16 protein-coding genes are annotated in these 22,475 nt (G+C 66.5%); 11 read left to right on the top strand and 5 right to left on the bottom strand.

Going from position 1 to position 22,475, the window contains the following annotated elements; genetic code table 11:
- Window positions 1–6 precede the first annotated feature (6 nt).
- The 3 genes from Y590_RS19425 to Y590_RS27425 all read left to right on the top strand — a co-directional run bounded on the left by Y590_RS19425 (window position 7) and on the right by Y590_RS27425 (window position 1,613).
- The gene (locus tag Y590_RS19425) at window positions 7–453 is read left to right on the top strand and encodes a BLUF domain-containing protein (protein ID WP_060771282.1); all 447 of its coding nucleotides are present in this window, start codon (window positions 7–9) and stop codon (window positions 451–453) included.
- Window positions 454–620: 167 nt separating this feature from the next.
- Window positions 621–1,430, top strand: a complete 810-nt coding sequence (gene xth, locus Y590_RS19420) for an exodeoxyribonuclease III (RefSeq protein ID WP_060771281.1) — start codon at window positions 621–623, stop codon at window positions 1,428–1,430.
- 54 nt (window positions 1,431–1,484) lie between these two features.
- The gene (locus Y590_RS27425) at window positions 1,485–1,613 is read left to right on the top strand and encodes a hypothetical protein (RefSeq protein ID WP_286161780.1); all 129 of its coding nucleotides are present in this window, start codon (window positions 1,485–1,487) and stop codon (window positions 1,611–1,613) included.
- 64 nt (window positions 1,614–1,677) lie between these two features.
- Here Y590_RS27425 and Y590_RS19415 read toward each other — a convergent pair whose 3' ends face one another.
- Window positions 1,678–3,138 (bottom strand): amino acid permease, encoded by a 1,461-nt coding sequence (locus tag Y590_RS19415; protein WP_060771280.1) that lies wholly within the window; start codon window positions 3,136–3,138, stop codon window positions 1,678–1,680.
- A 132-nt stretch (window positions 3,139–3,270) separates the two neighbouring features.
- Between Y590_RS19415 and Y590_RS19410 the strand changes: the two genes are divergently transcribed.
- The 6 genes from Y590_RS19410 (at window position 3,271) to Y590_RS19385 (ending at window position 10,315) form a co-directional block, all read left to right on the top strand.
- Window positions 3,271–3,603, top strand: a complete 333-nt coding sequence (locus tag Y590_RS19410) for a DUF8220 family protein (RefSeq protein ID WP_060771279.1) — start codon at window positions 3,271–3,273, stop codon at window positions 3,601–3,603.
- Between the two features lie 288 nt (window positions 3,604–3,891).
- Complete coding sequence (rpsO, locus tag Y590_RS19405) at window positions 3,892–4,161, top strand: 30S ribosomal protein S15 (protein WP_003597553.1); 270 nt, start codon at window positions 3,892–3,894, stop codon at window positions 4,159–4,161.
- Window positions 4,162–4,431: 270 nt separating this feature from the next.
- A complete protein-coding gene (pnp, locus tag Y590_RS19400; RefSeq protein WP_060771278.1) occupies window positions 4,432–6,669 on the top strand; it encodes a polyribonucleotide nucleotidyltransferase in 2,238 nt (745 codons plus the stop codon).
- 328 nt (window positions 6,670–6,997) lie between these two features.
- A complete protein-coding gene (locus Y590_RS19395) occupies window positions 6,998–9,265 on the top strand; it encodes a TonB-dependent receptor (protein WP_060771277.1) in 2,268 nt (755 codons plus the stop codon).
- Window positions 9,266–9,358: 93 nt separating this feature from the next.
- Window positions 9,359–10,000, top strand: coding sequence for a glutathione S-transferase family protein (locus Y590_RS19390; protein ID WP_060771276.1), 642 nt, complete (start codon window positions 9,359–9,361; stop codon window positions 9,998–10,000).
- Between the two features lie 90 nt (window positions 10,001–10,090).
- Entirely contained in the window at window positions 10,091–10,315 is a 225-nt protein-coding gene (locus Y590_RS19385; protein ID WP_502689516.1) for a YgaP-like transmembrane domain, read from the top strand.
- Between the two features lie 119 nt (window positions 10,316–10,434).
- Here the strand turns inward: Y590_RS19385 and Y590_RS19380 are convergent, their stop codons facing one another.
- Complete coding sequence (locus Y590_RS19380) at window positions 10,435–10,701, bottom strand: GlsB/YeaQ/YmgE family stress response membrane protein (RefSeq protein WP_060772373.1); 267 nt, start codon at window positions 10,699–10,701, stop codon at window positions 10,435–10,437.
- Window positions 10,702–10,949: 248 nt separating this feature from the next.
- On the opposite strand from Y590_RS19380, the gene Y590_RS19375 reads away from it, so the two are divergent.
- Both Y590_RS19375 and Y590_RS19370 read left to right on the top strand, forming a co-directional pair.
- Window positions 10,950–11,309 (top strand): RidA family protein, encoded by a 360-nt coding sequence (locus tag Y590_RS19375; protein ID WP_060771274.1) that lies wholly within the window; start codon window positions 10,950–10,952, stop codon window positions 11,307–11,309.
- Window positions 11,306–12,409, top strand: coding sequence for a polyamine ABC transporter substrate-binding protein (locus tag Y590_RS19370; protein ID WP_060771273.1), 1,104 nt, complete (start codon window positions 11,306–11,308; stop codon window positions 12,407–12,409). The genes Y590_RS19375 and Y590_RS19370 overlap by 4 nt, the downstream gene beginning before the upstream one ends.
- Before the next feature lie 128 nt (window positions 12,410–12,537).
- Here the strand turns inward: Y590_RS19370 and Y590_RS19365 are convergent, their stop codons facing one another.
- From Y590_RS19365 to rpoB, 3 genes are all read right to left on the bottom strand, one after another.
- Window positions 12,538–13,482 carry an IS630 family transposase gene (locus tag Y590_RS19365; protein ID WP_060771272.1) on the bottom strand — a complete coding sequence of 315 codons (945 nt, stop codon included), beginning with the start codon at window positions 13,480–13,482 and terminating at the stop codon, window positions 12,538–12,540.
- 229 nt (window positions 13,483–13,711) lie between these two features.
- Window positions 13,712–17,929, bottom strand: a complete 4,218-nt coding sequence (gene rpoC, locus Y590_RS19360; protein WP_060771271.1) for a DNA-directed RNA polymerase subunit beta' — start codon at window positions 17,927–17,929, stop codon at window positions 13,712–13,714.
- Between the two features lie 178 nt (window positions 17,930–18,107).
- Entirely contained in the window at window positions 18,108–22,238 is a 4,131-nt protein-coding gene (gene rpoB, locus Y590_RS19355; protein WP_060771270.1) for a DNA-directed RNA polymerase subunit beta, read from the bottom strand.
- Window positions 22,239–22,475: the final 237 nt, after the last annotated feature.

Below are 22,475 nucleotides of genomic sequence, written 5' to 3'. Positions count from 1 at the left end.
CGCCGAATGAACCCAAAAGACCTGCGCCGCCTCGTCTACTACAGCCGCAACCGGGTCGCCGGTGCCCCCGCGGCGATGGACGAGACGATCCGCAGCATCCTGGCCGCGAGCCGGGCCAACAATGCCCGCATCGACGTGACCGGGGCGCTGATGTTCAACGCCGGCTGCTTCGCGCAGGTGCTGGAGGGGCCGGAAGACGCGGTCGAGACCACCTTCGAGCGCATCCAGCAGGACGAGCGCCACGGCGAGGTCTCGCTGCTCGCCTTCGAGGCGGTGGAGACGCGCCTCTTCACCGATTGGTCGATGGCGTATGTCGGGGCCTCGCAGGCCGACGCGGCCCGCTACGGCGACGTGGCCGGCGAGAGCGGCTTCGACCTCTCGCGGATGACGGGAGACCGGCTCTGCGCCGTCCTGCACAGCCTCGCCCTGAAGGAGGAGGCGGCCGAGGCGTAGCAGTTTCCGAGACGCGCGGGTTGAGCTGGAGACGCCGACCCGATCGAATCAGGTCGGCGTCTCCACTCCCTGTTTCAACGCGCATTCTTTCGACGAACCGGTTTCCACTTCGTCGGAATGCGCTCTATCGAAGCGGCTCTTCACGCCACGCTTCTCAGGCAATCCCCGTGCGCCTCACCGTCACGACCTGGAACATCAACTCGGTGCGGCTGCGCATCGAGTCCGTGCTGCGCTTCCTGCGCGAGGCGCAGCCGGACGTGCTGTGCCTGCAGGAGACCAAGTGCCCCGACGAGCTGTTCCCGCTCAAGGCGTTCAAGGGATCGGGCTACGAGAACATCGTCTTCGCCGGGCAGAAGGGCTATAACGGCGTCGCGATCATCTCGCGGTTTCCGCTGCTGACCCGCGACGTGATGCGCTTCTGCGAGCGGTCCGATGCGCGTCACATCTCGGCGGTGCTCGGGCCCGAGGCGGGACCGGCGGCGGGGATCGTACTGCACGATTTCTACGTGCCCGCGGGCGGAGACATGCCCCACCGCGACCTCAACCCGAAATTCGCGCACAAGCTCGACTTCCTGTCCGAATTGCGGGCCTGGGGCGGGCGGCGGGTCTCCGGGCCGGCGATCCTCGTGGGCGACCTCAACGTCGCGCCGCTGGAGCACGACGTCTGGTCGCACAAGCAGCTCCTCGACGTGGTGAGCCATACCCCCGTCGAGACCGAGGCGCTCGAGACGCTGCGGGGCGAGGCCGGCTGGATCGACGCGGCGCGGCTCCTCACCCCGGAGCCGGAAAAGATCTACACGTGGTGGAGCTACCGCTCGCCGAACTGGGAACTGGCCAACAAGGGCCGGCGCCTCGACCACGCCTGGGTCTCGCCGGACCTCGCCGGCACCGTGCGCCGGGTCGCGGTGTTCCGCGAGGCGCGCGGCTGGGAGAAGCCGTCCGATCACGTCCCGGTGACGTTGACGTTGGAGCTCTGAGCCGGGAACGCGCAAGCCCGTCCAGGCATTGGGTCTCCAATCTGAGCTTTCACAATGGAGTCCCACCGCATGCGCTCGATCCTGCGCCAGATCGTCGTCGTCTTCCTGCTGCCCAAGGCCATCGGCTACCTGCGTCGCCGCTTCGGCGGCGGACGGGCGGCGGGTTCGCACCGCTCGTACTGAGTCCGGGGTTTCCAAAGGGATCATCCCTTTGGCGGGGAGGCCGGGGCTGAGCCCCGGCCTCCCTTCAACCAGGGCGCTGCCCTGGACCCGCGAAAGGAGCCGTCCTTTCGAAACCTGAATGTGCTCCGACGCGCCGGCGGCTGTAGCCGAACCAGATCGCCAGCCCGAGGCCGAGCCAGGCCAGCAGCCGCAGCCAAGTGTCGCCGGGCAGGCTCGCCATCAGGGCGAGGCAGGCGAGGATGCCGAGCACCGGCACGATCGCACCGCCCGGCACGCGGAAGGGCCGCGCCCGCTCCGGTTCCGTGCGGCGCAGGATCAGCACGCTGGCGCAGACGAGGATGAACGCGAACAGCGTGCCGATGCTGACGAGTTCGCCGAGGATGCCGATCGGCACCAGAGCCGCCACCACGGCCGTGGCAAGACCGATCACCCCTTGCGCGACGAACGGCGTCCGGCTCCGCTCCCCGATCCGTGCGAACAGATCCGGCAGCATGTGGTCGCGGGCCATGGCGTAGCAGATCCGCGCCTGCCCGTAGAGCGCGGTGAGCGCCGCGGTGGTGAGCCCGATCAACGCGCCCGCCTTGATCGCCGCGGAGAAGCCGGTCAGCCCCGTCACCGCCATGGCCCGCGCGATCGGGTCGGCCACGTCGAGGTCGCGATAGGGCACGAGGCCGGTGAGCACGGCGGCCACCGCCACGTAGAGCGCGGCGGTGACGAGGAGCGAACCGATCAACCCCACCGGCGCGTCCCGCTGCGGATTGCGGGTCTCGCCAGCGGCGGTCGAGATCGTCTCGAAGCCGACATAGGCGAAGAACACGACCCCCGCCCCGCGAAAGATGCCGCTCCAGCCGAAGGCGCCGAATGGGCCCTCGTTCGGCGGCACCAGCGGCTGCCACAGGTCGGGCCGCAGATGCCCGACGCCGAGGCAGGCGAGGATGATCGCAACCTTCAGCGCCACCAGCACGGCATTGGTGCGGGCCGCCTCCCGGTTGTCGCGCATCAGCAGGGCGGTGAGCGCCAGCACGACGAGCGCCGCCGGAAGGTTCACGATCCCGCCCTCCCCCGGCCCCGCGGCCAGCCATGCCGGCAGCCTCAGGCCCGCATCGGCGAGCAGGCTCTGCGCATAGCCCGACCAGCCGACGGCGATGGTCGCCGCCGCCATGGCGAATTCGAGAACCAGATCCCAGCCGATGATCCAGGCCGGCAGGGCCCCGAGCGTGACGTAGGTGTAGGAATAGGTCGAGCCGGCCACGGGGATCATCGCGGCGAGTTCGGCGTAGCACAGGGCCACCAGCCCGCTCGCGACCGCGCCGAGCACGAAGGAGAGCATCAGCCCCGGTCCGGCATAATTCGCCGCCGCCGTGCCGGTGAGCACGAAGATCCCCGCCCCGACCGTCGCGCCGACGCCGATGCAGACGAGGCTGAAGGCGGAGAGGTTCTTTGCCAGGGTCGGCCCACGCGGATCGGCCTCCTCGGCGACGAGGGCGGCGATGGGCTTGCGGGCGCCGAGGGCGGAACGGGGCATGGATTTTTCGCACAGTTGGGCAGGTTCGAATATGGTGACGCGAAATTCACGCCTTTTGCGTGAGCCTCGTTCTGGAAACCGAATTAAGTACTTGCGCCCCAGGGGACACCCCTATTCATCGGACAGTAGAAGATGAAGAACATCCAAATTATTGACGGCGCAAACAACGCCACCTTCAGTATTTTCCAAGCCACCGCCGAGGAATTCGTAGAAATTTTCCCCGACGGGCGAGATATGGAATTGGTAGAAGATCTATTCGAGCGACTTGGCCAGGAGAAGGCGGCTCAACTCTTAGAGCCACTTTGGAATCGACCAATTTTGAAGAGTGAAATCATAGGACTGCATGGCACGCTCTTTTATAACAACGAGTGCCGCCTCATCCCCTCTTCGAAGCGCGAAGTGGATTGGGATGATCACGCGATCAATCAGGCACAGCGCGAGCTATTTGCGCGCCATCGGAAATGACCGATTTTCGCCTTCAGCGGCCCGACGCGAAGTTCAGGCCAACTGTGCGCTAACCCTGGGCCTCTGCCGTCATACATCCGGGCACTTGCCGCACACGCCCCTGGCACATCCCGCGATTTCGTGTATGGTCCGCGCCGCCTCGACCCGGTTACCGGGCGGGGCTTGTGCCGCTTGCGGCTGACCGTGCTGGACGACATCCCGGCACCGGCCCGACCGCGAGTTTTTCAAAGGTGCCCTTCCCTCCCATGGGCGGCGCCTCCGACCAAACCTCCATCTGAAAGGCCTGCGATGTCGATCACGGCAGAGCGCAAGACCGCGCTCATCAAGGACTACGCCAAGGGCAACAAGGACACCGGCTCGCCGGAGGTCCAGATCGCCATCCTCACCGAGCGGATCACCAACCTGACCGCCCACTTCAAGACCCACGGCAAGGACAACCACTCCCGCCGCGGCCTCCTGAAGCTGGTCTCGCAGCGCCGCTCGCTGCTCGACTACCTGAAGCGCAAGGAAGAGGCGCGCTACCGCACCCTCATCGAGCGCCTCGGCATCCGCCGCTAAGGCCTGCCGAACCTTCGCGCGGTCCCCCACGGGGCCGCGTTTTCACAAGCCGCGCTTCTCACGAAGTGGACGCCGGTTCGGCGTCGGAGAGCGCGGAAAGCCAAGAAGGACCGCTCGGGCATGGGGCCCGGCCGGTCCGATCCGGGCGGCTTGAAGGCGCAGGGCGCCAGGGCAGGATCGCGAGACGCTTCTTTTCAGACGAAGCGTCTCGCCGTCTTGCCTCTGGCGGCGCCGGGCTCAGCCCACCGTATGTTTGAAGGCAAGAGACACATGTTCGACGTACAACGTGAAGAGCTGATCTGGGGCGACCGCAAGCTCGTCCTCGAGACCGGCAAGACCGCCCGCCAGGCGGACGGCTCCGTGGTCGCCACCTACGGCGAGACCACCGTGCTCGCCACCGTGGTCGCGGGCAAGGAGCCCAAGGCCGGCATCGACTTCCTGCCGCTCACCGTGAACTACCAGGAGCGCGCCTACGCCGCCGGCCGCATCCCCGGCGGCTATTTCAAGCGCGAAGGCCGTCCCTCCGAGAAGGAGACGCTGGTCTCCCGCCTGATCGACCGCCCGATCCGTCCGCTCTTCGTCGAGGGCTGGCGCAACGACACCCAGGTCGTCGTCACCGTCCTCTCCCACGATCTCGAGAACGATCCCGACATCGTCGCGATGGTCGCGGCCTCGGCCGCCCTCACCCTCTCGGGCGTGCCCTTCATGGGCCCGATCGGCGCGGCCCGCGTCGGCTACCTCAATGGCGGCTACAAGCTGAACCCGCTGGTGACGGAAGTCGCCGAATCGACCCTCGACCTCGTCGTCGCCGGCACCCAGGACGCGGTGCTGATGGTCGAGTCCGAGGCCAAGGAACTCTCCGAGGACGTGATGCTCGGGGCCGTGATGTTCGGCCACAAGCACTTCCAGCCGGTCATCGAGGCGATCATCCGTCTGGCCGAGAAGGCCGCCAAGGAGCCGCGCGATTTCACCGCGCCGGAGAACGCCGAGGTCGAGGCCGCCGTTCTCGCCGTTGCCGAGACCGAGCTGCGCGAGGCCTACAAGAAGACGGTCAAGCAGGAGCGCTACGCCGCCGTCGACGCCGTGAAGGCGAAGGTCGTGGCCGCGCTCTGCCCGGCCGAGGGCGAGCAGAAGTTCGCGCCTGAGAAGGTCAAGGCCGCCTTCAAGGAAGCGCAGTCCAAGGTGGTCCGCTGGAACATCCTCGACACCGGAAGCCGCATCGACGGCCGTGACGTAAAAACGGTCCGCTCGATCGTCTCCGAGGTCGGCGTGCTGCCCCGGGCCCATGGTTCGTCGCTGTTCACCCGCGGCGAGACCCAGGCGCTGGTCGTGGCGACCCTCGGCACCGGCGAGGACGAGCAGTTCATCGACGCGCTGGAGGGGACCTACAAGGAGCGCTTCCTGCTCCACTACAACTTCCCTCCCTACTCCGTCGGCGAGACCGGCCGCATGGGTTCGCCCGGCCGCCGCGAGATCGGCCATGGCAAGCTCGCCTGGCGCGCGATCCGGCCCGTTCTGCCGCCGGCCCACGAGTTCCCGTACACGATCCGCGTGGTCTCCGAGATCACCGAGTCGAACGGCTCGTCCTCGATGGCGAGCGTCTGCGGCGGCTCGCTGTCGCTGATGGATGCGGGCGTGCCCCTGCGCCGCCCGGTCGCCGGCATCGCCATGGGCCTCATCCTCGAAGGTGAGCGTTTCGCCGTGCTGTCCGACATCCTCGGCGACGAGGATCACCTCGGCGACATGGACTTCAAGGTGGCCGGCTCGGAGGAGGGCATCACCTCCCTCCAGATGGACATCAAGATCGCCGGCATCACCGAGGAGATCATGAAGATCGCCCTCGCCCAGGCCAAGGACGGCCGCGCCCACATCCTGGGCGAGATGTCCAAGGCCCTGACCGCGGCCCGTCCGGAGCTCGGCGAGTACGCGCCGCGCATCGAGACGATGCAGATCCCCACCGACAAGATCCGTGACGTGATCGGCACCGGCGGCAAGATCATCCGCGAGATCGTCGAGAAGACCGGCGCCAAGATCAACATCGAGGATACCGGCATCGTCAAGATCGCCTCCTCCGACGGCAAGGCGATCAAGGCGGCCTATAACTGGATCCGCTCCATCGTCGCCGAGCCCGAGGCGGGCACGATCTACGACGGCACGATCGTCAAGATCATGGAGTTCGGCGCCTTCGTGAACTTCTTCGGCGCCAAGGACGGCCTCGTCCACATCTCGGAGCTCGCCGCCCAGCGCGTCGCCAAGGTCGGCGACGTCGTGAAGGAGGGCCAGAAGGTCAAGGTGAAGTTCCTCGGTGCCGACGAGCGCGGCAAGATCCGCCTCTCGATGAAGGTCGTCGATCAGGAGACCGGCGAGGACCTCACCGAGAAGCTGAAGGCCGAGCGGGCGGAGCGCGGCGAGCCGGAGCGCGAGGAGCGCAGCGACCGCGGTGATCGTGGCGACCGCGGCCCCCGCCGCGACCGCGGCGAGCGCCGCCGGGAATCGTCGGGCGAATAAGCCGTCCGTCCCACCATCCATGCCGGACGCTTGAAGAGCGCGGTCCCTTCCGGGGGTCGCGCTCTTTGCTTGGAGCATCATCCCGAAAGGCGGCGGCCGGCTTTCGGAAAAAGATGATGCAAAATCAAGCACCGAGCGCTTCGGAGGAGCCCCGGCCACGCCCGGAAACGGTCGCGGCATGCCGGGGCCGCATTGCGCAAAAGCACACCGTGAATTGCCTGATTTCCATATGAATTCGGTACATAAGGAATAATTCAACCGTCCTCAAGCTGAGCCGGATTAGGACCAAGACTTCCCCGTCTATTCTAATAAAATAAGGGGGAAGTTTATGAGAACCGCTCGCAAGGGCCGCACTATGCTGCGGCCGATGCTGCTTGGCTCCGTTGCCTGTACAAGCATCGCCGCGGCTTTAATCCACCCGGCTCAGGCGCAAATCACAGACATCAACACCGGCCTGCCGACCGCTCAGGCGGTCCATCCGCTCGCCGCGTCTCCGTCGGTCAGCGGCGTCACCCTCGATATGATCAGCGTCGCCGGTTCCGGGGCGGGACGCGGCCTCGTCGTCGACAGCTCGGGCTCGCAGGTCGGCTACCTCGCCAAGCGCCTGCGCTCGTCCACCAAGACCGACACACCCTTGATCGACACGCCGCAGGCGATCACGGTGGTGACGCAAGCGCAGATCCGCGACCAGAATGTGCAGAGCATCGGCGAGGCGCTGCGCTACGTCCCCGGCATCGCCATCGCCCAGGGCGAAGGCCACCGCGACGAGATCCTGATCCGCGGCCAGCGCACGACGGCCGACTTCTTCGTCAACGGCATCCGCGACGACGCGCGCTACTTCCGGGACCTCTACAACACCCAGCGCATCGAGGTCTTGAAGGGCCCCAACGCGATGATCTTCGGCCGCGGCGGCGGCGGCGGCGTGGTCAACCGCGTGCTCAAGGAAGCCGACGGGGTGCCGATCCGCGAGGTGCTGGTGCAGGGCGGCCAGTTCTGGAACAAGCGCATGGCGGTCGATGTCGGCGACCGGGTCTCCGAGACCGCCTTCTTCCGCCTCAACGGCGTGTTCGAGGATACCGGCACCTACCGCGACTTCATCGACGTCCGCCGCTACGGCGTAAACCCGACGATGACCTTCCTGCTCGGGCCGCAGACGACGCTGCGCCTCTCCTACGAGTACTTCTCCGACAACCGCATCGCCGACCGCGGCATCCCCTCGCAGTTCGGGCGCCCCTGGCGCTATCGCGAGAACACCAGCACGCTGTTCGGCGCGCCCTTCATCTCGAACGGCTTCGTCGATGCCCATATCGGCAACGCGCAGCTCGACCACGTCTTCGAGAGCGGCGTCGTGATGCGCAGCCAGACGCGGATCGCCGACTACGCGAAGTACCATCAGAACGCCTACCCCAACAGTCCGGTCAGTGCCGACGAGACCTCGTTCGTGATGCGCGGCTACGGCAGCCAGACCGACCGCACCAACTACTTCAACCAGACCGACTTCACCTACAAATTCAATACCGGCCCCCTCGCCCACACCGTGGTGGCCGGCCTGGAACTCGGCTTTCAGGAAGGGATCGACTTCCGGCGCGATTTCATCTGGAATTCGACCGGCACCCGCAATCTCCCCGTCAATCCCTTCGCGCCGACCACGACCGAGGGTGCAACCCTCCGGAATCTCGCCTCGGGCCGCAACAACACCTATCGGCTCGGCGTGTTCTCCGCCTTCGCCCAGGACCAGATCGAGATCGACGAGCATCTGCAGTTCATCGTCGGCGCACGCTTCGACCGCTTCGATTTCCAATCGCGCGACCGCCGTCCCGACGCCGCGACCGGCCTCCCTGCCCAACCGAACAGCCGCATCGACAATCTCGTCTCGCCACGGGTCGGCGTCGTGGTGAAACCGCTGCCGAATCTCGCCTTCTACGGCAGCTATTCGGTGTCCTTCCTGCCGAGCGCGGGCGATCAGTTCCGCGTGCTGGACCCGACGACCGCCCTGTCCGCACCCGAGCGGTTCGAGAACGCGGAAATCGGCGTGAAATACGAGATCACGCCGGCCCTGATCCTCACCGCCGCGCTGTTCAACCTCGATCGCGACAACCAGCCGATCCCGTCATCCACCGAGGCGGGATTCTCGGCCGGCCCGGGCAAGACGAACACAAGGGGCGCCGAGATCGGCCTCACCGGCTACGCGACCGATTGGTGGCAGATCTCCGGCGGCTACGCCTATACCGAGCCGCGCATCGTCGCCGACCTCGATGACGACGGCGACGTGATCCGGGCCGGCAACCTCGTCGGCGGCGTTCCGCTCAACACCTTCAGCCTGTGGAATAAATTCGATATCGGCGAGCGCTTCTCCGTCGGCGTCGGCTACCTCTACCAGGACGCCAGCTTCGCATCGTCGGACAACACGGTGCGCCTGCCGAGCTTCTCGCGCTTCGATGCCGGCGTGTTCTACGAGTTCAGCGAGAGCATGCGCGCTCAGGTCAACATCGAGAATCTGTTCGACCGGCGCTACGTCATCTCCGCGCACAACAACAACAACATCCTGCCCGGCGCGCCCCGCACCGTGCGCTTCCAGCTCATCGCGCGGTTCTGACCAGCGGAGGGCGCCCGAGGCTTCCTCGCCCGCGCGCCCTCCCCTAACACCGGGGCGACGCCCGCCATGCGGGTGCCTCGCCCCGGAGCCCCCATGTCCGACGATCTCGTCTTCTACACCAACCCGATGTCCCGCGGCCGGATCGTCCGCTGGATGCTGGAAGAGGTCGGCGCCCCCTACCGCACCGAGATCCTCGGCTACGGCGCCTCCATGAAGGCACCGGCCTACCGGGCGATCAACCCGATGGGGAAGGTGCCGGCGCTGCGCCACGGCGAGACGGTGGTGACCGAGTGCCCCGCGATCCTCGCCTATCTCGCCGACGCTTTCCCGCAGGCCGGACTCGCCCCTGAGCCGGGCCACCGCGACCGCGGCCCCTATTACCGCTGGCTGTTCTTCTGCGCCGGGCCCCTCGAGGCGGCGGTGACGAACGGGGTGCTCAAGGTGAGCGTCCCCGACGACCCGCGCATGCAGGGCATGGTCGGCTACGGCAGCCTGGAGACGGCCCTCGACACGCTCGAAGGCGCCGTCTCCGGCGCGGAATTCGTGGCGGGCGATCGGTTCAGCGCCGCCGACCTCTATGTCGCCGCGCATCTCGGCTGGGGCATGCAGTTCGGCACGATCCCGAAGCGGCCCGCCTTCGAGGCCTATGCCGGGCGCCACCTCGCCCGCGCGGCGGCCGTCCGCGCGCGTGAAATCGACGACGGGCTTCTCGCCGACGCGCAGAAAGCGCCGTGAGCCGTGGCGGGGCGGAACGGCCCCGCCCGCCCCGCGTTCGCCCCGCGAAGCCGCAAGGGGCGGCGAGAAGGAGCCATTTCCGTGAACGAGATGATCGAGGACATTTTCTCCGGCGCGCCGAACCTGAGCATGACCGAGCGCGCGGTCTCGGTCGCGCTGGGGCTCGGCATCGCCGCCGCGGCGGCTCAGCCCCGGCCGAACAAGTTCCTGAGCCTCGCCGTGCTGGTGGTGGGCGTCGGCCTCGCCGTGCGCGGGGCCACCGGCCATTGCGCCGTCAAGGCGGTGGCGGGCGGCGGGCGCGACCTCACCGCCTGATCGGATCCAGCGAAAACCCGTTCCCCCGGCGTCTACCGACCGCCGGGGGCGATGCCCGACGAAAAAAGGGCGCTCCTCACGGAGCGCCCTTTTTTCGTACGTCAGCGAATGTCCGTTCGTCAGAGCGAGCGGCTGCTGGTCCGGCCGGCGATGAAGCCGTAGATCGCGAGCACGATGCAGGCGCCGACGATCGAGCCGATGAACCGCGCCCCTTCGTTGGGCCCATACCAGCCGATCGCCTGACCGATGAAGGTCGCGAGGAAGGCGCCAACGATGCCGAGGATCGTCGTCAGGATGAAGCCGGACGGCTCCTTGTCACCGGGCATGATGAACTTGGCGATGACGCCGGCTACGAAGCCGATGATGATGGTCCAGAGAATTTCCATGTCGTCCCAACCCCGAAAGTCGTCGTCGATCTGAAGCTCCGGCCGGAAGACTTGGCCGTATTCGCATGACAAACGCGCGAGCGACGACGCCGGTTGCCTTGGGAAATGCGGGACCGCCCAAAAAATCCGGGCCGGCGCGACCGGCCCCTCCTCCGGCATTCCGGCGCGCCGCTCGAACCCCTTTACGGGGTACCGCTCCGGGCGGCAGAAGGAGTCGTCCTTCACGAATCGAGACCGGCGACCCGACCATGACCATCGAACGCTACGAGACCGGCCCGCGCATGTCCCAGGCGGTCGCCCACGGCGACCTCGTGTTCCTGGCGGGTCAGGTGGCCGCCGACGTGGTCGGCACCGGCGTCACCGCACAGACGCAGCAGATCCTGGAACAGATCGACCGGCTGCTGATGGCGACGGGCAGCGACAAGGCCCGCATCCTCTCGGCGACCGTCTATCTCGCCGATATCGAGAGCTTTGCCGAGATGAACGCCGCCTGGGACGCCTGGGTCGACAAGGGGAACCCGCCTGCCCGCGCCACCGTCGAGGCGCGGCTCGCCGGGCCGGAATACCTCGTCGAGATCGTGGTCACGGCCGTCCGGGGCAAATCGTGATCCGGCGGCTCCTGCTGGGAGGGCTCGCCGCCCTCCCCCTCCTCCTCTGCGCGGCCGGCAGGGTGCAGGCCGAGGAGCGGGTCGTCAACATCTACAACTGGTCGGACTACATCGACCCGAAGGTGCTCGACGACTTCACCAAGGAGACGGGGATCAAGGTCGTCTACGACACCTACGACAACAACGAGATCCTCGAAACGAAGCTCCTGGCCGGCAAGTCCGGCTACGACATCGTCGTGCCCTCCGGCCCCTTCCTTCAGCGCCTGATCAAGGCGGGCGTGTTCCTGCCGCTCGACAAGGCGAAGATCCCGAACCTCAAACATGCCTGGCCCGAGATCGGCACCCGGCTTCAGGCCTATGATCCGGGCAACACGTTCGCCGTCGATTACATGTGGGGCACCACCGGCATCGGCGTGAACGTGACCGCCGTGCGCGAGCGCCTCGGCGCCAACGCCCCCCTCAATAGCTGGAGCCTCGTGCTCAATCCCGGCTCGATCGCGAAGCTGAAGGATTGCGGAGTCATGCTCCTCGATTCCCCCGAGGATCTGATTCCCTCGATCCTGCCCTTCTACGGCTTCAAGTCGGATTCGAAGCGCTGGGACGACATCACCACGGTGACCGACGCGCTCTACAAGGTCCGCGGCGCGGTGCGGAAGTTCCACTCCTCGGAATACGTCAACGGGCTTGCCAACGGCGATGTCTGCCTCGCGGTCGGCTATTCCGGCGACGTGATGCAGGCGAAGAAGCGCGCCGAGGAATCGAAGAACGGCATCGAGATCGCGTACTTCATCCCGAAGGAAGGCGCGCTGATGTGGTTCGACGCCTTCGCGATCCCGAAGGATGCCGCCCACCCGGCCGAGGCACACGCCTTCATCGACTACATGATGCGCCCCGAAGTGGCGGCGGCCAACACCAACTTCGTCTCCTTCGCCAACGGCAACCTCGCCGCGCGCAAGCTCGTAAAGCCGGAGCTTCTCAACAATCCCGGCATCTACCCCGACGAGACGACGATGCAGCGGCTCTCGGTCAACACCGCCTGGAACGACTCGACCCAGCGCTTCGTGACGCGCGCCTGGACGCGGGTGCGCACCGGCCGCTGAGCGCCCTCTCTGAGAGCATCGTCCCGAGAGGTGGTTGCCGGCTTTCGAAAAAAGATGATGCAAAAACAAGATTCTAGAGCATCGTCTTGGATCAGGTATCCAGGTCGATGCTCTAGAGCGTTTTCGGTTTAATCTGGTTCGTATCCTGCTGCGGCGAAGAAGTTGGCGCACTCGTCTGGCGTGACGGTGTCGACGAGGCGTCCGATGGCCGACCACAATCCCTCGACGGTTCGCTCGGCCGCTTTGCGCAGGAGCGCCTTCAGCTTCGAGAACGCCATCTCGATGGGGTTGAAGTCGGGCGAGTAGGGCGGGAGGAACAAGAGCCGCGCGCCGGCTGCCGCGATCGCGGCACGCACGGCCGGCCGCTTGTGGCTTCCAAGGTTGTCCATGACGACGATGTCGCCGGGGCCGAGTTCGGGCACCAGAACCTGATCGACGTAGGCCTGGAAGGCGTCGCGGTTGATCGGCCCATCGAGCACGAACGGCGCGGCGATCCCGGACAGGCGCAGGCCGGCGACCAGGGTCGTGGTCTTCCAGTGACCGTGCGGGATGGGCGAGCGCAGCCGCTCGCCGCGCGGTGAACGCCCACGGGTGCGAGCCATGTTGGTGGAGGTCCAGGTCTCGTCGAGGAAAACCAGGCGCGCAGGGTCGAGATCGGGCTGGCCCTCGAACCAGGCCTCGCGCGCCGCTTTCACGTCCGGGCGTTCCTGCTCGGCGGCGTGAGCTGTCTTTTTTTGTAGGTGAGATCGCGTGGCGTCGAGGAAGCTCCACAGGGTGCCGAGCCCCACCGTGAGAGCGTGCTCGTCCCGGAGCCGGGCGCGCATCTCCTCAAGGGTGATATCGTCTTGTCCGTCGATCAGTCCGCGCAAGAAGGCCTCGTGCGGATCGAGCTTCGAGCGGCGCGCTCGCCCTTGCGGACGAGCGGCCACCGTCCCAGTCGTCGTGAGCGCGGCCATCCAGCGGATCGAGGTCGCGATGCCGACCCCAAACCGCGCGGCCGCCTGGCGGCGCGAAGTCGTTGCCGCGGCCTTCACCACGCGCTCGCGCAGGTCCTGGCTGTAGGGTCGGCCCATGCTTCGCTCCTTCTCAAGAGCGATCAGTGAATCAGCCCAACAGCTTCGCGTGAACCCCACCTGCCCGATTCAGCTCAGACCGAAAACGCTCTAGAGCCCAGGCTTCGGGATCCCAAAGGGATCATCCCTTTGGCGGGGGGCGGGGCAGCACCCCGGCCGAACGAGAAAGGCCCCGGCTCTGATGAGCCGGGGCCTTTCTCATGTCGTGGCTCCGGAAAGGAGCGGCCGATTACTCGGCCGCCGCCGGGGGCAGCTCGCTGAGTCCGGCGGCGTTGGCCGCGTTCTCGGCGGAGCGCTGCTGAAGGATCAGGTTGTCGCGGCGGCGCGCGATGGAGCGGATGTCCGCCGCGAGCGAGCCGGTGCCGGCCGGGATGAGCGAGCCGACGATGACGTTCTCCTTCAGGCCGTCCAAGGTATCGACCTTGCCGTTGACCGCCGCCTCCGTGAGGACGCGGGTGGTCTCTTGGAACGAGGCCGCCGAGATGAACGACTTCGTCTGCAGCGACGCCTTGGTGATGCCGAGCAGGACGGGCACGCCCTGGATCGGCTTCTTGCCCTCGGCGAGGAGCTTCTCGTTGAAGTCGGCCAGTTCGGTGCGGTCGATCTGATCGCCCGTGAGGATGTCGGAATCGCCGCCGTCGGTGATTTCCACCTTCTGCAGCATCTGCCGGACGATCACCTCGATGTGCTTGTCGTTGATCGACACGCCCTGGAGCCGGTAGACCTCCTGGATCTCGTTGACGAGGTAGGCGGCAAGCTCCTCCACGCCCTTGATCGCCAGGATGTCGTGCGGCGCCGGGTTGCCGTCGACGATGTAGTCGCCGAGTTCGACCACGTCCCCGTCCTGCAAGTGGATGTGCTTGCCCTTCGGGATCAGGTACTCGACGGCATCGGAGCCGTCGTGCGGCGTCAGCGTCAGGCGACGCTTGTTCTTGTAGTCGCGGCCGAAGGCGATCGAGCCCGACTTCTCGGCGATGATCGCCGCATCCTTCGGACGACGCGCCTCGAACAGCTCCGCCACCCGCGGCAGACCGCCGGTGATGTCGCGGGTCTTGGCCGAGTCCGTCGAGACACGGGCGAGCACGTCGCCGGCCCGCACCTTCGCACCCGGATCGAGACCGATGATGGCATCGACCGGCAGGTAGTAGCGGGCGTCCGAACCGCGGGCCAGCTTCACCGGCTTGCCGTCCTGATCCAGCACGAGCATGGCCGGCTTCAGGTCGGAGGTGCGGGACGAACCGCGCCAGTCGATGACGACGCGCTTGGCGATGCCGGTCGACTCGTCGGTGGTCTCGGTGATGGACTGGCCATCATAGAGATCCTCGTAGCCGACGATGCCGTCCACCTCGGCGACGATCGGACGGGTGTAGGGATCCCACTCGGCGATCCGCTGGCCGCGCTTGATCGTGTCACCCTCGTCCACGCGCACACGGGCACCGTATTGCAGGCGGTGCACCGCCCGCTCGGTCCCGTCCGGCCCGACGATCACCACCGCGACCGAACGGCCGGTGGCGATGAGGTCGCCGTCCGAGTTCTTGGCCAGCGACCGGTTGCGGATCTTGATCGTGCCCTCGAAGCTCGACTCGACGAAGGACGAATCCGCGATCTGCGCCGCACCGCCGATGTGGAAGGTGCGCATGGTGAGCTGGGTGCCCGGCTCGCCGATCGACTGCGCCGCGATGACGCCGACGGCCTCGCCCATGTTGACGGGCGTGCCGCGGGCCAGATCGCGCCCGTAGCAGGTGGCGCAGACGCCGCTCTTGGTCTGGCAGACCAGCACCGAGCGGATCTTCACCTCCTGGATGCCGGCGGCGTTGATCGCCGGCAGGTGACGCTCCTCGATCGTCTCGTTCGTCTTGACGATGACGGTGCCGTCCTGCGCCACCAGATCCTCGGCCGTGGCGCGGCCCAGGATACGGATGGAGAGCGGAGCGACGACCTGGCCGGCATCGATGATGGCGCGCATCTTGATGCCGTTGGTCGTGCCGCAATCGACCTCACGGATGACCGCGTCCTGCGCCACGTCGACCAGACGGCGCGTCAGGTAGCCCGAGTTCGCGGTCTTCAGCGCCGTGTCCGCGAGGCCCTTGCGGGCGCCGTGGGTGGAGTTGAAGTACTCGAGAACGTCGAGGCCTTCCTTGAAGTTCGAGATGATCGGCGTCTCGATGATCTCACCCGACGGCTTGGCCATGAGGCCGCGCATCGCCGCGAGCTGCTTCATCTGCGCGGGCGAGCCACGGGCGCCCGAGTGGCTCATCATGTAGATCGAGTTGACCTGCTTGTCGGCCCCGTTCTCGTCCTTCTGGACGGCGGAGATCCGGCCCATCATCTCGGCGGCGAGCTTGTCCGAGCACTTGGCCCAGGCATCGACGACCTTGTTGTACTTCTCGCCCTGGGTGATCAGGCCGTCGTTGTACTGCTGCTCGTAATCCTTCACGAGCGTGCGGGTGTCCTCGACGATCGACCACTTGTTCTCCGGCACGACCATGTCGTCCTTGCCGAACGAGATGCCGGCCTTGAACGCGTGGCTGAAGCCGAGCGCCATGATGCGGTCGCAGAAGATCACCGACTCCTTCTGACCGCAGTGGCGGTAGACGGTGTCGATCATCGCCGAGATTTCCTTCTTCGTCATCAGCTTGTTGACGACGTCGAAGGGCACCTTCGGGTGCATCGGCAGCACGCCGGACAGGATCACGCGGCCCGGCGTGGTGTCGTAAATCCGGGAGACCGGCTCGCCATCGGGGCCGAGGCCGCGCCAGCGCCACTTGATCTTCGAGTGCAGCGAGACGGACTTGGCCGCGAGCGCGTGCTCGAGCTGACCGATATCGCCGAACACACCCTGCATCGGGTTGTTCTTGTCGTCGGCCTTGTGCTCGCCGACCGAGCCGTCGGCGACGATCGAGAGGTAGTAGAGGCCCAGCACGATGTCCTGGCTCGGCACGATGATCGGCTGACCGTTGGCCGGGTGCAGGATGTTGTTGGTCGACATCATCAGGACGCGCGCCTCCAACTGAGCCTCGAGGCTCAGGGGAACGTGCACGGCCATCTGGTCGCCGTCGAAGTCGGCGTTGAACGCGGCGCAGACCAGCGGGTGGAGCTGGATCGCCTTGCCCTCGATCAGCTTCGGCTCGAACGCCTGGATGCCGAGGCGGTGCAGCGTCGGCGCGCGGTTGAGCATGACGGGATGCTCGCGGATGACCTCATCCAGGATATCCCAAACCTCGGGCTTCTCCTTCTCGACGAGCTTCTTCGCCTGCTTGACGGTGGCGGAGAAACCCTTGGCGTCGAGGCGCGCGTAGATGAACGGCTTGAACAGCTCGAGCGCCATCTTCTTCGGCAGGCCGCACTGGTGCAGCTTCAGCTCGGGACCGACCACGATGACCGAACGGCCGGAGTAATCGACGCGCTTGCCGAGCAGGTTCTGGCGGAAGCGGCCCTGCTTGCCCTTCAGCATGTCGGCGAGCGACTTCAGCGGACGCTTGTTGGCACCCGTGATGACGCGGCCGCGGCGGCCGTTGTCGAACAGCGCATCGACCGCTTCCTGAAGCATGCGCTTCTCGTTGCGGATGATGATGTCCGGCGCGCGCAGCTCGATCAGCCGCTTGAGGCGGTTGTTGCGGTTGATGACGCGGCGATAGAGGTCGTTGAGATCCGACGTGGCGAAGCGGCCGCCGTCCAGCGGGACCAGCGGGCGCAGGTCCGGCGGGATGACGGGCACGACCGTCAGGATCATCCACTCGGGCTTGTTGCCCGAGAGCTGGAACGCCTCGATGATCTTGAGGCGCTTCATCAGCTTCTTGGGCTTCAGCTCGGAGGTCGTCGTTGCGATCTCCTCCTTGAGCGACGCCGCGATGCCCTCGAGGTCGAGTTCCATCAGGATGCGCCGGATCGCCTCGGCGCCGATCATCGCCGTGAACGAATCCTCGCCGTACTCCTCCTGCGCACGCAGGTACTCTTCCTCCGAGAGGAGCTGACGCTCCTTGAGGGGGGTGAGGCCCGGCTCGATGACGACGTAGGACTCGAAGTACAGGATCCGCTCGAGATCCTTGAGCGCCATGTCGAGCAGCAGGCCGATGCGGCTCGGCAGCGACTTCAGGAACCAGATATGGGCGACGGGGGCCGCCAGCTCGATATGGCCCATGCGATCGCGACGGACGCGCGCGAGCGTGACCTCGACGCCGCACTTCTCGCAGATGACGCCCTTGTACTTCATGCGCTTGTACTTGCCGCACAAGCACTCGTAATCCTTGATCGGCCCGAAGATGCGCGCGCAGAACAGGCCGTCGCGCTCGGGCTTGAAGGTACGGTAGTTGATCGTCTCGGGCTTCTTGATCTCGCCGTAGGACCAAGACAGAATTTTCTCGGGCGACGAGATCGAGATCTTGATCTGGTCGAAGCTCTGCGGCTGGGCCTGCTGATTGAAAAGGTTCATGACCTCTTGGTTCATGATCCGCTCCTTGCTCGCCGGCTGCCCCGCGCCTGGGCAGTCACGGCTTGATCCTCATGGCGCCGCGCTCGTCCGGAGCGCCGCTGGCCGTCGTCGTGCTTGGGAAGGCCCCACCCCTTCCTGCTCGACCGCGGCGGGGCCTCGGGAAAGGCACCGCCGCGGGAGGTGATGGCGGTCGTTACTCGGCGGCGTCGGCCGGCGGCTCGATCTGGTCGTTGGCCGCCTGCTGCTGCTTGGAGGAGGTGAGCTCGACGTTGAGGCCGAGCGAGCGCATCTCCTTGACGAGCACGTTGAAGCTCTCGGGGATGCCGGCCTCGAAGGTGTCGTCGCCGCGGACGATCGCCTCGTAGACCTTGGTGCGGCCGGCCACGTCGTCCGACTTCACCGTGAGCATCTCCTGCAGCGTGTAGGCCGCGCCGTAGGCCTCCAGCGCCCAGACCTCCATCTCACCGAAGCGCTGACCGCCGAACTGCGCCTTGCCGCCCAGCGGCTGCTGGGTGACGAGCGAGTACGGGCCGATCGAGCGCGCGTGGATCTTGTCGTCCACGAGGTGGTGCAGCTTCAGCATGTAGATGTAGCCCATGGTGACCTTGCGGTCGAAGGGCTCGCCGGTGCGACCGTCGTAGAGGGTCGACTGCGCCGAGCGGTCGAGCCCGGCCATCTCCAGCATCGTCTCGATATCGGCTTCCTTGGCGCCGTTGAACACCGGGGTGGCCATCGGCACGCCGCGGCGCACGTTGTTGCCCGCCTCGGCCAGAGCCTCGTCGGACAGCCCCTCGATCTCGGACGGCGAGTAGATCGCTTCCATCTCGGCCCGCAGCGGCGCGATGTCCTGATTCTTCAGATAGGCATCGACCGCCTTGGCGACCTTGCGACCCAAGCCCGCAGCCGCCCAGCCCAGATGGGTTTCCAGGATCTGGCCGACATTCATGCGCGAGGGCACGCCGAGCGGGTTGAGCACGATGTCGGCATGCGTGCCGTCTTCGAGGAACGGCATGTCCTCGATCGGCACGATGCGCGACACGACACCCTTGTTGCCGTGGCGGCCGGCCATCTTGTCGCCGGGCTGGATCTTGCGCTTCACCGCCACGAAGACCTTGACCATCTTCATGACGCCGGGCGGAAGCTCGTCGCCGCGCTGCAGCTTCTCGACCTTGTCGAGGAAGCGCTGCTCGAGGCGCTTCTTCGACTCGTCGTACTGCTTCTGCATCGCCTCGATTTCCGTCATCAGACGGTCGTCGACGACGGCGAACTGCCACCATTGCGAGCGGGGATACTCGCTGATGATCTCGCGGGTCAGCGTGGTGTCCTTGCGGAAGCCCTTCGGACCGGCGATCGGCGACTGACCGATCAGCACCTCGGCCAAGCGGGCATAGGTGTTGCGGTCGAGGATCGTCTGCTCGTCGTCGCGGTCCTTGGCGAGACGCTCGATCTCCTCGCGCTCGATCGCCTGGGCGCGCTCGTCCTTGTCGACGCCGTGGCGGTTGAACACCCGAACCTCGACGATCGTGCCGGTCACGCCCGGGGGAACCCGGAGCGAGGTGTCGCGCACGTCCGAGGCCTTCTCGCCGAAGATGGCGCGCAGGAGCTTCTCCTCCGGCGTCATCGGGCTCTCGCCCTTCGGCGTGATCTTGCCGACGAGGATGTCGCCGGCATGCACCTCGGCGCCGATATAGACGATGCCGGCCTCGTCGAGGTTCTTGAGCGCCTCTTCCGAGACGTTCGGGATGTCGCGGGTGATCTCCTCCGGACCCAGCTTGGTGTCGCGGGCCATCACCTCGAATTCCTCGATGTGGATCGAGGTGAACACGTCATCCTTCACGATCCGCTCGGAGAGCAGGATCGAGTCCTCGAAGTTGTAGCCGTTCCACGGCATGAACGCGACGAGCACGTTGCGGCCGAGCGCGAGCTCGCCGAACTCGGTGGACGGTCCGTCGGCGATGATCTCGCCCTTCTTCACCGGCTCGCCGACGCGCACCAGCGGCTTCTGCGTGATGCAGGTCGACTGGTTCGAGCGCTGGAACTTCTGCAGGCGGTAGATGTCGACGCCGGGCTTGGTCGGGTCGGTCTCCTCCGAGGCGCGGATGACGATACGGGTGGCGTCCACCTGATCGACGATGCCGGAGCGGCGCGCGGCAATGGCGGCGCCGGAATCGCGGGCGACCACGGCCTCCATGCCGGTGCCGACGAAGGGCGCGTCGGCGCGAACCAGCGGCACCGCCTGGCGCTGCATGTTCGAGCCCATCAGCGCGCGGTTGGCGTCGTCGTTCTCGAGGAACGGGATCAGCGCCGCGGCGACCGACACAAGCTGCTTCGGCGACACGTCCATGAGATCGACGCGGTCGGGGGCGACCACGATGACTTCACCCGCGCGGCGGCAGACCACGAGGTCGTCCGTCAGCTTGCGGCCCTCGTCCATGCCGGCATTGGCCTGGGCGACGTAGTACTTCGCCTCTTCCATGGCGGAGAGGTAGGCGACCTCGTCGGTCACCACACCGTCCTTCACCCGGCGGAACGGCGTCTCGATGAAGCCGTACTTGTTCACGCGGGCGAAGGTCGCCAGCGAGTTGATCAGGCCGATATTCGGGCCTTCCGGGGTCTCGATCGGGCAGATGCGGCCGTAATGGGTCGGATGCACGTCGCGCACCTCGAAGCCGGCGCGCTCGCGGGTCAGACCGCCCGGGCCAAGCGCCGAGAGGCGGCGCTTGTGCGTCACTTCCGAGAGCGGGTTGGTCTGGTCCATGAACTGCGAGAGCTGCGACGAGCCGAAGAACTCGCGCACCGCCGCCGCGGCGGGCTTCGCGTTGATGAGGTCCTGCGGCATCACCGTGTCGATATCGACCGAGGACATGCGCTCCTTGATGGCGCGCTCCATCCGCAGGAGGCCCAGACGGTACTGGTTCTCCATCAGCTCGCCGACCGAGCGGACACGGCGGTTGCCGAGGTGGTCGATGTCGTCGATCTCGCCCTTGCCGTCGCGGAGATCCACGAGCGCCTTGACGACCGCGAGCATGTCCTCGCGCCGCAGCGTCCGCACGGTGTCGGCGGCGTCGAGGTCGAGGCGCATGTTCATCTTCACGCGGCCGACCGCCGAGAGGTCGTAGCGCTCGGAATCGAAGAACAGCGAGTGGAACATCGCTTCCGCCGTGTCGAGCGTCGGCGGCTCGCCGGGGCGCATCACGCGGTAGATGTCGAACAGCGCGCCTTCGCGGGCGGAGTTCTTGTCCACGGCAAGCGTGTTGCGGATGTAGGGGCCGACATTGACGTGATCGATGTCGAGCACGGGCAGTTCGGTGACACCGACATCGTCGAGGCTCTTGAGGAGCTTTTCGGAGATCTCGTCGCCGGCCTCGGCCCAGATCTCGCCCGTCTTCATGTTGACGAGGTCTTCGGCGATGTACTGGCCGATCAGATCCTCGTCCGCGGCGCGCAGGAACTTGGTGCCCTTCTCGCCGATCAGACGCGCGTTGCGGGCGTTGAGCTTCTTGCCCGCCTCCAGCACGACCTCGCCGGAATCGGCGTCGACGAGATCGACCGAGGCCTTGAAGCCCTTGAGGCGCTCGGCGTCGAACGGCACGCGCCAATCCGCCCCGTCACGCTGGTAGGCGACACGGTTGTAGAAGGTCGAGAGGATCTCTTCGCCGTCGAGGCCGAGCGCAAACAGCAGCGAGGTGACCGGCAGCTTGCGCTTGCGGTCGATGCGGACGTGCACGATGTCCTTGGCGTCGAACTCGACGTCGAGCCAGGAGCCCCGGTAGGGGATGATGCGGGCGGCAAACAGCAGCTTGCCGGACGAGTGCGTCTTGCCCTTGTCGTGGTCGAAGAACACGCCCGGGGAGCGGTGCATCTGCGAGACGATGACGCGCTCGGTGCCGTTGACGATGAAGGTGCCGTTATCCGTCATGAGCGGCATGTCGCCCATGTAGACATCCTGCTCCTTGATGTCCTTGACGGACTTGGCGCCGGTATCGGGGTCCACATCGAACACGATGAGCCGCAGCGTCACCTTGAGCGGGGCCGCGAAGGTGATGCCGCGCTGGCGGCACTCGTCGACGTCGTATTTCGGCTGTTCGAAGGTGTACCGCACGAACTCGAGCAGCGCCGTCGAGGCGAAGTCGGAGATCGGGAAGACCGACTTGAAGACGCTCTGCAGGCCCTCGTCGGCCCGCCCGCCCTCGGGCTCGTCCACCATCAGGAACTGGTCGTAGGACGCCTTTTGAACCTCGATGAGGTTCGGCATCTCGGCGACTTCCCGGATCTTACCGAAGAACTTGCGAATGCGCTTGCGACCGACCAGCGTATTGGCCATGAGACCTCGCTCCACCACCTCAGCGTAGGGTGCCCGGGGAAGGCGGACCGCCTCCCATCACCGGGCCCGAAGGGCCGTCCCGCCGGACGATCAGCCCACCCGAACCGAATTCGTCTCCGTTCGCCGCCCATTCCTGCCTTCAGGAACGACGGCCGCCCGAAGCAGCGTTAGCCCGCGAGCCGGAGCCCGCGGGCGTCTGGCCGGCGCAGCCCCGAGGAGCGTGCGCCGGATGCGATG

The organism is Methylobacterium sp. AMS5 (assembly GCF_001542815.1).
Taxonomy (GTDB): Bacteria; Pseudomonadota; Alphaproteobacteria; order Rhizobiales; family Beijerinckiaceae; genus Methylobacterium.
Note: the sequence above shows the minus strand (reverse complement) of the source record. Positions and strands in the feature narration are given on the sequence as shown.